10 protein-coding genes are annotated in these 13,191 nt (G+C 41.0%); 5 read left to right on the plus strand and 5 right to left on the minus strand.

The annotated features are described in order from the left end of the window. The first annotated feature begins 61 nt into the window (after positions 1-61). Together ACWATR_RS14425 and ACWATR_RS14430 are read left to right on the plus strand one after the other, a co-directional pair. Entirely contained in the window at positions 62-700 is a 639-nt protein-coding gene (locus ACWATR_RS14425) for a GNAT family N-acetyltransferase (RefSeq protein WP_460333397.1), read from the plus strand. A gap of 639 nt (positions 701-1,339) precedes the next feature. Further along, complete coding sequence (locus ACWATR_RS14430) at positions 1,340-1,894, plus strand: hypothetical protein (RefSeq protein WP_069071117.1); 555 nt, start codon at positions 1,340-1,342, stop codon at positions 1,892-1,894. An 8-nt stretch (positions 1,895-1,902) separates the two neighbouring features. Here the strand turns inward: ACWATR_RS14430 and ACWATR_RS14435 are convergent, their stop codons facing one another. From ACWATR_RS14435 to ACWATR_RS14450, 4 genes are all read right to left on the minus strand, one after another. Then, complete coding sequence (locus ACWATR_RS14435; RefSeq protein ID WP_460333400.1) at positions 1,903-3,051, minus strand: histidinol-phosphate transaminase; 1,149 nt, start codon at positions 3,049-3,051, stop codon at positions 1,903-1,905. 106 nt (positions 3,052-3,157) lie between these two features. Beyond that, complete coding sequence (locus ACWATR_RS14440; RefSeq protein ID WP_460340428.1) at positions 3,158-3,799, minus strand: YqiA/YcfP family alpha/beta fold hydrolase; 642 nt, start codon at positions 3,797-3,799, stop codon at positions 3,158-3,160. A 97-nt stretch (positions 3,800-3,896) separates the two neighbouring features. Then, complete coding sequence (gor, locus tag ACWATR_RS14445; RefSeq protein ID WP_460333403.1) at positions 3,897-5,273, minus strand: glutathione-disulfide reductase; 1,377 nt, start codon at positions 5,271-5,273, stop codon at positions 3,897-3,899. A 340-nt stretch (positions 5,274-5,613) separates the two neighbouring features. After that, positions 5,614-7,380, minus strand: a complete 1,767-nt coding sequence (locus tag ACWATR_RS14450) for a FecR domain-containing protein (RefSeq protein ID WP_460333406.1) — start codon at positions 7,378-7,380, stop codon at positions 5,614-5,616. Between the two features lie 686 nt (positions 7,381-8,066). Here ACWATR_RS14450 and ACWATR_RS14455 point away from each other — a divergent pair. After that, positions 8,067-9,371 carry a porin family protein gene (locus ACWATR_RS14455; RefSeq protein ID WP_460340431.1) on the plus strand — a complete coding sequence of 435 codons (1,305 nt, stop codon included), beginning with the start codon at positions 8,067-8,069 and terminating at the stop codon, positions 9,369-9,371. Positions 9,372-9,475: 104 nt separating this feature from the next. On the opposite strand, the gene ACWATR_RS14460 is transcribed toward ACWATR_RS14455, so the two are convergent. Then, the gene (locus tag ACWATR_RS14460) at positions 9,476-10,297 is read right to left on the minus strand and encodes a sulfurtransferase (protein WP_460333408.1); all 822 of its coding nucleotides are present in this window, start codon (positions 10,295-10,297) and stop codon (positions 9,476-9,478) included. 27 nt (positions 10,298-10,324) lie between these two features. On the opposite strand from ACWATR_RS14460, the gene ACWATR_RS14465 reads away from it, so the two are divergent. Both ACWATR_RS14465 and ACWATR_RS14470 read left to right on the plus strand, forming a co-directional pair. Next, positions 10,325-11,257 carry a tRNA (5-methylaminomethyl-2-thiouridine)(34)-methyltransferase MnmD gene (locus ACWATR_RS14465; RefSeq protein WP_460333411.1) on the plus strand — a complete coding sequence of 311 codons (933 nt, stop codon included), beginning with the start codon at positions 10,325-10,327 and terminating at the stop codon, positions 11,255-11,257. Positions 11,258-11,825: 568 nt separating this feature from the next. Then, positions 11,826-13,064 (plus strand): HD domain-containing phosphohydrolase, encoded by a 1,239-nt coding sequence (locus tag ACWATR_RS14470; protein WP_460333414.1) that lies wholly within the window; start codon positions 11,826-11,828, stop codon positions 13,062-13,064. Positions 13,065-13,191: the final 127 nt, after the last annotated feature.

The following is a 13,191-nucleotide window of genomic DNA, read 5'->3' on the forward strand; positions in this document are numbered from 1 at the left end:
CAGTTGAGTTTCCTGGGCGACCCTTAAGTTCTCATTCAGTTTAAATCTGGTTTTAGGATATTTGATAAAATTTTCGTTGAATAAAATCAATACTAAACTAGCCTTGAAATATCGGTTTTTTTACCCATACCACCAACAGCCAATCAACCCAGCTTCCTACCAATTCCAAATTCGTGCGGCTACACCTGCTGATTTGATTGGTGTTGCCCAAATTATTACTGAAAGCTTTCATTCCCACAACGGTATATGGGGATGGGCTTTCCCATTACTACGTCTGGGTATTTACGAAGACTTAAGGCATCGGATGGCATCACCTGCGCCCCGTCATGTTTGTTTAGTAGCTTTTGAAGCTACTAGTGGTGAAGTTAATAACTTAGTGGGAAGTGTGGAATTGGGTGTACGTTACAGTGATTCATGGAACCAGGTTGGCGTAGGTCTTCCTTACTTATCTAATTTAGCGGTTCATCCAAAATACCGTAGACATGGTGTGGCTTCAGGATTACTGACTAGCTGTGAAAAAGTCTCTCGTGAGTGGGGATTTCAAGACTTATATCTCCATGTTTTAGAAAATAACCATCAAGCAAGACAGCTTTATTTCAAGCTGGGATACCGGGTACATAAAGTTGAATCTAATTGGAATACATTTTTTCTCAAACGCTCAAGCCAGATGTTATTGCATAAGCACCTAAGTGCTGACTAGATTATCTCGAATCGGATTTTAGCAATTGTCAATTTTTGTATTGCAATTGATTTGTTAATTAAACACAAATGAATCTACTTAAAAATCTAGCCAAGATTTAGTGAAATATCTAGATAACAGCTAAAATAAATATATTAATTTACGAAGCGAGTAAATAGCTTTTGATAATTCTTTTTAGGAAAAATATTTGATTTATACTTTATTACAAAAAATCCTCTCGGTCATATTAAAAAAGTATGTTTTCAGTAAAAATTTTTAATATTTGAAAATATTATATTTTGGATTTATTATTAACAAATATTTTAAAGTATCTTAGATATAAATAAATGGATTATAATAGCAGCATATTGCGAAATTAATTTTAACAAAATCACCACTTCCTCATAATAACTTTGTAATTAAGTTATTCATCTTTATAAAAACTTTAATAAAACACTCCAATAGTTTACAGACAAATCTAGTTATATCTCATAAAATATAATCACTCAATTGCTGAAACAACGCCTATCTATTGCTATTTTAGTTAAATTGGCCAGAAAGGTCTTGATAATAAAAGAATTCAAAAACCTGATTTGATATAACAACTAGTTTTGTTTTGAAGTGCATACTACTACCACATTCGTTGAAAGTTTAAAAAACATGGATAGCGAACAGCATCGACGCTATCAGACCTCTATGGTATCAACTTATTACCCTGAAACTAGTTTCCTTGACTCTCTTGTCATGTCAGACGGAACTGAGCAATCGCAAAGTTTGGATATCCTGACACGTTTGCACAGTGGAGAAGTCTTCATCGTCAATAGTCGTAGACGAAATGGATTAATACTCTTTAAGCGCTACCATGCAGAGTTTGCTGGGCCTGGGGCTGCTGTGGGTGGGGATTATGATTGTGATTGCCAAAGGGCACTGCCTATAGGTAATCTGTCTTTATTAACTCCCGAATCTAATGAGGATCGCCAGAAGGCTTACTTGATTAGACGACAGTGGATTCGATTGATTAAACAAATTACAGAAAACCCAGTGCCTGGGCAGCGAGTCCAAAAAATTCTTGATCAATTTGAACAATACTTCCCACCAGAAATAGTGCATCTTCTGCCGGATGTTGCCTTTGCTCTTTTAGTGGGTGTGCTGCCACAAACAGTGGGAATAGTACGCCGTTTGGGTAGTGAGATGGACAGCAGATTTAATTACTGAACTAATTGCTAAGATTCCAAATTTGCCAAAGCAGCTTGTACTCGATTTACGGTGCGGGTGTTTTCTTCTATTGTCCCAACAGTAATTCGTAATCCTCCGCTAATGTGTCGCACAAGAGTGCCGAGTGTCCTAAGTTTTTGGTGGAAAGTTTTTAAAGCAGTATCTTGCGGATGAGAGCCATTTGGTTGAAGACGCAGATAAATAAAGTTGGCAGCACTTGGAGTAATTTGTAGTTCTGGTTGTTGGGATAAAATTTCGATGAGTTTAGCTCGTTCAGTCAGTATTTGGGAAATTGATTCAAGTAACAGTGTGCGGTTTTGTAAAGCAACTAATGCTGCTGCGATGGAAAAGCTGGGGAGATTGTAGGGTAAGCGAACTTTTTCTAAGATGGCGATCGCTTCGGGATGAGCGACGCAATAACCGACACGGAGAGCTGCTAGTCGGAAGGCTTTAGAAAAAGTGCGTAATATAATCCAATTAGGGTGTTGACTTAATTCATGTACTAGAGTATTTTTACTGAATTCAAAATAAGCTTCATCAATTACTACCAAAATATGTTGTGGTAAACTTTTTAGCCATGCCAACTCTGCCGCAGTTAAGCTATTGGCAGTCGGTGAATTGGGATGTACTACGAAAACTACGCGAATGGCAGGATTTTGAGTTTGTTCGATGGCGGACTGTGCGGCGCTGATGTCAATTTCAAAATTGGTTTCATTTCTACCCACTGCCACTACAGGAATGCCCAAAGTTTGTCCCAAAATACCGTACATAGAGAAAGTGGGATTAGCAACGAGAATTGAACCTTCTCCTCCTAGACAGGTGGCGATTAATAAAGAGCGGATTAGTTCATCTGAACCATTGCCAACAGAAATATTGGCAGCAGTAAACAAAGATGATGAGAGAGCGGCTGATTCATTGACATACTCAGCGATCGCATCCTTAAGTGTTTCATGTCCACCATCGGGATAACGATTTGTTTCAATTACTTGCTGATACGTCCAGGCCAGCTTCTCTTTTAGCTCAGGTGGTAAATCGTAGGGGCTTTCATTTGTATCCAGCCGATCAAACTGTGTGGGGACAGATGCGGCTGTATCGCTGCTGGGGTGGGGTTTGTACGCACTAAATTGTGCTAAATCTGACCGGATGAAGGGAAGCATAGTTTTAGTTATTAGTCATTGGTCATTAGTCATTAGTCATTGGTAACTAACAAAGGACAAATTACTAAGGACATTTAGTTATATAAGAGTTTAATATTTTACAGCCTCAAGGTAATTGGCAAAAGAGGTGAATTGCCTGCCAAATTTCTTCCATAACATTACCTAAAGCGTGGTCACTGTCGAGTTCGACTAACTCCACCCAAGGATTTGAACGTGCAAAGTCACGACTGGCTTCGATGGGGATAACTTCATCCTTTTTTCCATGCAAAATTAGGGTGGGGATAGGACGTTGCAAAAGCTTTTCTTGGTATTGGGCGGCATCTGTCACGAAATTGTAGCTTAAAGGAATTGATCGGCCTTCCCCATAGTGGTAGACCATGATATGTTTTTCTTGCTGCCAACGCTGCACTTCTTCATTTCCTAGCTTGGGCAACCAATGAGATAAAAACCCAAAAGCTGGTGCTAGTAGCACAAGACGCTGTACTTGTAAATATTGCTGACCCAAGTGGGCAGCGGTCAAACCGCCCAAACTTGAGCCAATCAGCGTTACTGGCGTAGAATCATTACTGAATTCTGCGGCAACTTGATTGATCTGACGAGTGATGGTCAACTGGGAAAAACCGCCAGCATTCAAATCGGGAATTTTCAGCTTTGTTTTAATTTGGGAAAAGCGATCGCCTATATCTCGCGCTTTGGCAGAATTAGGGCTGGAAGCAAAGCCGTGCAAGTAGATATACTGAGTAAACATCCAAGTTTTACCGTTAGGGTCGTCCTTAGTCATTTGTCATTGGTCATTAGTTTTAGCTTAAACAGTAAGAGACAAAAGACAAAGGACAATGACCTAGTTAACGCATTGTGACAAATTCCTCTGCGGCTGAGGGATGGATACCCACAGTAGCGTCAAAGTCTTTTTTAGTTGCGCCCATTTTCACAGCGATCGCCATACCTTGAATAATCTCGGCTGCATTTTCACCTACCATGTGAGCGCCTAGCACTTTATCAGTGTTGCTATCAACCACTAACTTCATCATTGTCTTCTCTTGCTTACCAGTCAAGCTGTGGTACATGGGCCGGAAGCGACTGCGATAAATGGTAACAGCATCACCAAGTTTCTCGCGGGCTTCGGCTTCTGTCCAGCCGACTGTCGCGGCTTCGGGATTAGAAAATATGGCTGTGGGAACAGTTTCGTGACTGAATTCGCGGCGGTTATTCCCAAATTCACTATCGGCAAAAGCGCGACCTTCGCCAATGGCCACGGGAGTTAAACTGATTCGGTCAGTGACATCGCCAACAGCGAAAATATTTGGTTGACTAGTTTGACTATATTCATTGACTGCGATCGCATTTGTAGTTTCATATCCAGGCCCTTCGATAGAACTAGGGACAACATCAACCCCAGCATTTTCTAAACCCAGTCCATCTACGTTGGGAGTTCGACCTGTCGCCACTAAAAATACGTCGGCAATTATTGGTTCTTGATCGTCTCCTGATAAAGTCAGTTTCAACCCTTCTGGTAAACGTTCAATTGCTTTCACCACATTATTCTTAATCAGCCGAATTCCGTGATTCGTCATTCCCTCTTCAATTTCTGTGCGGACATCCTCATCAAAACCCTTCAAAATCTTTTCACCTCTGGTAATTTGTGTCACCTCAGAACCCAAACCACGCATAATACAAGCAAATTCTGTGCCAATATAACCAGCGCCAACAATGACGATGTGTTTTGGTTGTTCTTTTAAATGAAAGATTTCGTTGGAGGTAATGCCATATTCCACTCCTGGTAAATCTGGCTTGACAGGACGCCCACCAACAGCAATTAAAATTTTCTCCGCCGTAACTTTTCGTCCATCAACTTCTACGGTGTGGGGGTCTACCAATGTGGCGCGACCAGAAATTAGTTCTACTCCGGCTTTTTCTAAAAAGCTGATGTGTAGTTGGGACAGTCGCCGAACTTCCTTATCTATAGATGTAATGAAATATTCCCAATTAAACTCAGCATTACCCACTTTCCAGCCATAGCCTGAAGCGTCACTGAACAATGCAGGAAAGTGAGAGCCATAGACCATAAGTTTTTTGGGAACGCAACCGCGAATCACACAAGTACCACCAACTAAATCATATTCAGCGATCGCCACTTTTGCGCCATAACTAGCCGCTCTTTTGGAAGCCGCCAAACCTCCAGAACCCGCACCAATCACAAACAGGTCGTAATCAAAAGTCATAAATTTATGTTCTCTTTAGCAACAAATCAGTTCCTGGGAACTTACACACAGAATGTGATTGAACTATATAAGGATATCTGGTGAACCCTGTATAAGTCCTGTCCTTGATTTAATCTAGCGTTAGCAGATGTTATCTCGTCGTAGGGAATATCACTTTTTGCTGTGATTGCTGTAGAGGGAGTAACTACAATTGTTTGTTATGGTTATGCCTCTGGTGTGGGGTATAAGTCTTAACTGCTGCGTTGTAACAGCTAAGTTCCATCAGGATTTACACAATATTAATAAAACAAACCGTGTTCGGCGTTTGCAGAGCATCTATCTTGTACCCCCATTAGTATTTTTATGTGCTTGGAGAGTCAACTGGAGTTACAGGTGTTGGCTCAATTGGGGTGTCGGGTGTTGTCTCAACTGGAGTTACAGGTGTTGGCTCAATTGGGGTGTCGGGTGTTGTCTCAATTGGAGTTACAGGTGTTGGCTCAATTGGGGTGTCGGGTGTTGTCTCAATTGGAGTTACAGGTGTTGGCTCAATTGGGGTGTCGGGTGTTGTCTCAATTGGAGTTACAGGTGTTGGCTCAATTGGGGTGTCGGGTGTTGTCTCAATTGGAGTTACAGGTGTTGGCTCAATTGGGGTGTCGGGTGTTGTCTCAATTGGAGTTACAGGTGTTGGCTCAATTGGGGTGTCGGGTGTTGTTTCAATTGGAGTTACAGGTGTTGGCTCAATTGGGGTGTCGGGTGTTGTTTCAATTGGAGTTACAGGTGTTGGCTCAATTGGGGTGTCGGGTGTTGTTTCAATTGGAGTTACAGGTGTTGGCTCAATTGGGGTGTCGGGTGTTGTTTCAATTGGAGTTACAGGTGTTGGCTCAATTGGGGTGTCGGGTGTTGTTTCAATTGGAGTTACAGGTGTTGGCTCAATTGGGGTGTCGGGTGTTGTCTCAATTGGGGTGTTGAGTAATTTCTCAATTGGGGTGTTGAGTAATTTCTCAATTGGGGTGACTGGTGTTGTCTCAATTGGGGTGACTGGTGTTGTCTCAGTTGGGGTGTCGGATGTTGTCTCAATTGGGGTGACTGGTGTTGTCTCAGTTGGGGTGTCGGGTTTTGTCTCAGTTGAGGCGTTGGGTTTTGTCTCAGTTGAGGCGTTGGGTTTTGTCTCAGTTGAGGCGTTGGGTTTTGTCTCAGTTGAGGCGTTGGGTTTTGTCTCAGTTGAGGCGTTGGGTTTTGTCTCAGTTGAGGCGTTGGGTTTTGTCTCAGTTGAGGCGTTGGGTTTTGTCTCAGTTGAGGCGTTGGGTTTTGTCTCAGTTGAGGTGTCGGGTTTTGTCTCAGTTGAGGCTTTGGGTGTTGTCTCAGCTGGAGTATCGGGTGTAGGAGTTAGCTTCATTTCAAATACTCCCTCGCCTTTTATCGGTGGCTGTGCTTCCAAAGCCTCAACAGTTTCAGCTTGAACACTTATGATTGCAGGATCAGGCGTAGGTACAGGATTTTGCCTGTTCAAATCAAGTTCTCGAACCAGTTGGCTCGTTTCATAAAAATTTCTCAGATCAAAATCATATAACCTATCAAATTTCCCTTTAACTATAATCACCATTTGCCCTGCTTCCAACACCTGAGTTTCAGAAGCTTCCTTGTTAGAAACTTCAATGCCGCTATTTGTTAGCGCACCCACAATAGTGGTGTCTGTTTGTTGGTCGTAGCGCACAAATAATGCTGAACCACGAATTGCTGCTGCTGCATTTGGTGTTTGTATACGTGTTTGTCCTTGTCCTGGTGGGATGAGCAGCAACACAGTCCCATTTGACAGTTTAAAGTCACGAGTCTTAGGCAAAAATTGAAATAACGCCTGTTCTCCAACTCGTGCCAAAGAGCCGTCATTGAAACGCAAATCTGCTAGGGAAGCTCTACCAGTTGACAACCCGTCCCCAGGAGTTATTGCATCTAATTTGCGTGCAGGACGTTTCTTCAATTTATCTTTCGGTATCAGTTGTACGATGTTACGGAGGTTCTGAATCTCTGCTCGCGTTAGAGGAGTTATGGCGCTTACCCGATTTGGCAAAGGCAGTACTATAGCTGCCCATAAACTAATCACCAATAATGGAAACGATTTATAAAACATAGGTTAATAATTTTTGAGCTTCAACTAATATCAAAAAAATTAAATCTTTAATCTAAATGCTAATTTTTATAGGATTTTTTTAGGTAAATTTATTTGAATTTTTATTTAGTTTCTAATAACATAGAGGAGATAATAAGTAAACTAGATGAATCATGTTTGGTTTTTAAGAAAAATCTATAGATATTTATATTATTTTATTACTTTTTTCTCTTCTCTGCTCCCTCTCTACGCAAGTAAGTTCAGGAATAAAATCAGATTACTAATATGTACTTAGTTGATTTAATTTTTCATTATGAAACTAACATTAGTGTGTAATAAAGTCTGTAGCAGATTTAAATACTAGTATTTGATATCAACAATTAAATAATGAGTACGTTACATATAATTCTCTCTAATCATTTCAGCCAAAGGGTTATCAGTTATGCAGGAGAAGAAGTTGCTAGGAATTTTTTGTGAGATTACTCACTGGCTATATTTCACTAAATTTCAGCATAAACTTGATCGGGGCATTTCAGTTTTACAAAATAATCTAGGAAAAAATCCGAAAAGCAACAATTTTAGTTTGTAGTTTCAGTATATACCTACAAGGCTAAAATAGATGCAGTCAATTGTCTATTCGGAATCGGAACTTCCGGTACAGCTTATGGGTCTACATTTGCCAAATGCGATCAACGCGATCTAACCAGATGCGACTCCAAAACTGGAAAAATTTGTTTTTTTGTATTTTATTAGCATCCAGTGGTGGAAGCTGGTGTTGCATTAGAGTAGATGCGGCAGAATCTGCAAATACAGATATTTCGCGTCCTAACAGTTTAGTAAGCACACAAGTAAATTATCAACGGTTATGTCAGAAGTTGGAACAAGAGGCAATTAAATATTTGTGCAAGCAGTCGAGTGAGTCGCATTTTTTAGACTCTCAGATGCCGTTGAATCTGACACAGCAAACACCAGAAACACCTCAAACTCCAGTCCAAACTGAAGAACTTGAAAATGCTCAAAGGCAAAATGACCCGCCACAGCTAGAATCGCAGCCAAGTAATTTGCCAACATCTCCTTCAGACTCAAAAGAGCGACTATTAAAGACACCTGAGATAGATTATTCTCAAAGGCTAGAGAGGCTAATAGAACTGCTGCGATCGCCAAAACAACCACCTGAGTCTGATAGCGATCGCGAATTGGGGTTGCGGGTGCGGTTACGACCCCTAGAACAGCAGCTACCACCCATAGAACAACCCATCATACCTAAGAATTTTAAACCCATAGGCTACCTACAGGGGCGTGTAGGCTACTTTCAGACTACTAATATTTTTTCCTCAGATGATAGTCCCATAGAAGATGGTTTAATTATTTCTGGACTGACACTAGCCTCTGCATATTTCCCTTTGACATCTAAGACTTATTTAAACGCCTCAATTGATGGCAATCTCATTCGTTACATAAATCAGTCACAATATCATTACAACCAGGTGAGATTTAATCTCAGTCTTTACCAGCATCTATCCCAGCGAATGTATGGAGAAATCACTTGGAGCAATCAACAGTTATTTTATGCCAACAACAGCGATCGCCCAGATGGCTTTAAAGCTGGCGATCGCTTTTTAAATGAGAATTCCCTACAACTGTCTTTAGGACGGCGAGATCCCTTAACTTCAAGATTAACCCTAGATAGCTTTTACGAATTGAGTGTAAATTTTGCTGATCCCCCAAGTCGTAATCGGATAATCAATACCTTTTGGTTGTCTCTGAACTACTACTTGCAAAAGCCTCTCCAGGTTGGTATTAACTACCAGGGAAACTTCTCAGACTTTACACAGCGCGATCGAGAAGACCAATTTCATCGGCTATTCGGGCACTTGAATTACCGAATATCCGAGACTAGTAATCTGAATTTACAGGCTGGAGCAAGTTTGGGTAGTTCAACCGCCGAAAACATTGATTTTGATGGCTGGTTCTTCAGTATTAATTACAGTTTACAATTAGGTCGGTTTTGAAATTTGTCATTTGTCATTTGTCATTTGTCATTTGCCATTTGCCATTTGTCATTTGCCATTTGTCATTTGTTATTTGTTATTTGTTAAAAAATAATCATTAATTACTACATATAACTAATCCAATCACTCCAGCTGCCTGCATAAAGTTTACCTTTGGTAATATCAGCTAATTCTAAAGAAAGTAAATTTACGCAAGCAGTAACGCCAGATCCGCAATATACGAAGATTTCTTCGGCTGTTTCTAGCTTTTCCCAGCGACGGCGTTGTTCCTCTTGAGGAAGTAGGTAGCCGGAAGAATCTGTGACTTCTTGCCAGGGATAGTTGACTGCGCCGGGAATATGCCCAGCAATTTTATCAATTGGCTCTCGTTCTCCTCGGTAGCGATCGCTTTCTCTTGAATCTACCAATACTACCTCGTGGCTATCTTTCCGGCTTTTCACCGCTGTAATATCTACCACCTTTTCTGTTTGTACTTGAGCTACAAACGTACCCATTCGGGCGGGAGGAATAACATCTGTAACAGAATACCCAGCTTTTTGCCATCCAGTAAAGCCTCCATCCATTACTGCTACTTGCTCATGTCCGAGATAGCGCAACAGCCACCACAGACGAGCTGCAAAGGCAAAGCGCGAATCATCATAAGCTACAACTAAAGTTTTTTGGTAATTTACCCCAATCGCCGCAAATTTCTTCGCTATATCATTAGAGTTAGGTAAAGGATGTCTTCCACCATGCTTACCCACTGGACTAGAAAGATCCTGATTCAAATCTAGGTAATATGACCCCTTTATATGACTTGTCTGGTACTGTTGTTGTCCTAGTTGTGGATCGGCTAGGGAAAAGCGACAATCCACAATAACGACTTGCGGATCATCTAGATGTTCAAACAGCCAAGTTGGCGAAACAACAAATTGGGAATTTGGCATTGGTCATTATTTAGTTTTTTTTGTAAGATGTCAGACTTAGAGAATTTTACACCTAAGCTCACAGCAGATGGTTCTTTCACCTTTGTCTCTCAAGAGTTTGGTGAATCCTTTCACAGCCATTATGGAGCGCAGCAGGAGAGTTTTTCCAAGTTTGTGGAACCGACTCAACTGGCTATAGCAGCGCAAAAACCAGTATTACGACTATTGGATATTTGTTATGGTCTAGGATATAACACGGCTGCTGCTTTGCAGACAATTTGGGCAGTGAATCCTGGTTGCTGTGTGGAAGTAATCGGTTTAGAACTAAATCCAGCTGTACCACAAGCTGCGATCGCTCATCACTTGTTCGACAATTGGAACTGTAACTATATTGAAATGTTGCAAGAGCTAGCTTTTGAGCATCAAGTGCAAACACCTAGCCTAAAAGCGAAGCTACTAATTGGCGATGCTAGAACTACGATAAAGCTAGTACATCAATCGAGTTTTTGGGCAGATGCTATTTTCCTCGATCCCTTTTCACCACCTCAATGTCCTCAATTATGGACTGTTGAATTTATTAAACAGCTGTCATTGTGCTTACATCCAGATGGTTTATTAGCCACCTATTCTTGTGCTGCTGCTGTACGCATAGCGCTTTTATCTGCTGGCTTGATCATAGGTTCTACTCCACCCGTGGGAAGGCGATCGCCTGGTACTGTGGCATTGCACGCAAGAGGTGGGGGAGCAAAAGTTAGTCCACCCAAAGAGTCTTCTCTGCCCCTCTCACAAATTGAAAAAGAACACTTGCTAACTCGTGCTGCTATTCCTTATCGCGATCCTCAATTGAGCGATCCAACCAAAGTCATAGTAATGCGGCGACAACAAGAGCAAGAAATCTCTTCGCTGGAACCTACCTCCCATTGGCGAAAAAGGTGGCTATTAGGAAAACAAAGTAGAGATTTTTTGGGAACTAGTTTGTAGTTCGGTTGCGATGTATACGACGGGCTGCACCTGAGCAACTACAAGTCTCATCTTTAGTCCTTAATTCCACAAAAGTAAACATTTTTTGGCAAAATTTCTGATTTCTTTATTTACATACTCAGGCAACGAGTTTTTACAAGCCAATTAGCTTGTTTTTATGGTAGTATTTAATATTACATTAGCATTGACAGTAATTGAGTGTTGCTATAACTAAGTAAGTAAAAATATGTATATATAATAATTACAATAAAGATTTGACACTCAAAACCCGATATCTCAATATAAAGTGTTAGATTATAACGTTTTCTGACGCTGCTAGGTTAAATAATCTCCGTAAAAAACCTGATTTAACATTTATGAAAATTCATCATACTGGAATTAGGAGCAAAAAATTTGACAACAAGATACACCTTGTTCGTAACATAAAAGATACATACTGCGAAAAACTCAGATAGGCAGTTTGATATCATACATAATCTCTATGAAAACTCTGGCTCAGATACAATCGAATATTAATTTTTTTTGAAATCTAACACTGTTAACTTGTGCAAAAACTTGGAGTGCCTTTGTGATTCAATGGAAATCCAACCATACAGGCTTTACAGAACAAATTGTTAGTGGGTCAAACCCCATTAACATAGTGAAGAGTATAGGTTTAAATAATACCGTAGGATCGCAAAATGCGGAGAGTTATTCTTTAGGCTTATCTCAAGGAGACATTATGCTTGAAGATAGCCAAGCACTGTCTTCTTGGATAAAAGCTGATGTTAGTTGTGGTGATGATTCACTGGTTTCTAGAACACTACAAGCCAAAGGTTCTAAGGTGAATGGGTTTGATTTAGATCCGCCGAAGGTTTTAGTTGTTGACGATCATGCCGCCAGTCGGATGACTGCTGTTGCCCTCTTGGGGATGGAAGGATACGAAGTGATTGAGGCGGACAGTGGTTCCATTGTTGTGGGATTGGTAACTCAAAAACAACCAGATTTGATTTTGCTGGATGTGATGATGCCGGGAATGGATGGATTTGAAGTGTGCCAATTGCTTAAACAGGATGAGCAGACTAGACTAATCCCAGTGATTTTTATTACAGCGTTAAATGACAGGCGATCGCGAATCCGGGGAATTGAAGTTGGTGCAGATGATTTTCTCACCAAACCCTTTGATCGAGTGGAATTGTCGGCGCGTGTAAAATCCTTGGTGCGGCAAAAGCGTCTGAACGAAGATTTAGACCATGCTGAACAAGTACTGTTTTCCATTGCCATGTCCATTGAAAGTCGCGATCCCAATACGGGCAATCATTGTGAACGCCTAGTAAAACTGGGACAATTTTTTGGTGAATACCTCAGCCTCTCACGCTACCAAATTCGAGATTTAAAGTGGGGTGGTTATCTCCACGATATTGGTAAGGTAGGTATTCCCGATGCAGTGCTGCTGAAAAAAGGCGAACTCACCCCCGAAGATTGGCAAATCATGCAGCAGCACGTTTTGATTGGGGAAAAAATCTGCCAACCACTACGCAGTATGCGGGGTGTAATTCCAATTATTCGTCATCACCACGAACGCTGGAATGGCTCAGGCTACCCTGATAAACTCAATGGGGATGATATTCCTTACCTGGCGCAAGTATTTCAGTTAATTGATATTTACGATGCCCTAACCAGCGAACGACCTTACAAAAGAGCTTTTACATCAGCAGAAGCACTTTCAGTGATGCAAAAAGAAACTGATTCTGGTTGGCGTAATCCCAAACTAATGCAGCAGTTTGCAGAGTTTATTCGCTCTTGTCATGGAAAAGAAAGAGAGTAGGGAATAATTTGAATTTCTAGCTATTGTTGTAACTTGTACCTTTGCTGAGTCAATTTTTCCCGACTCCTGAATTCTGACTCCTTTGATAATTTCAGTCTTCTATAATTAGCTGGTATGATTTGAGCCT

It is taken from the genome of Nostoc sp. UIC 10890 (assembly GCF_054786515.1).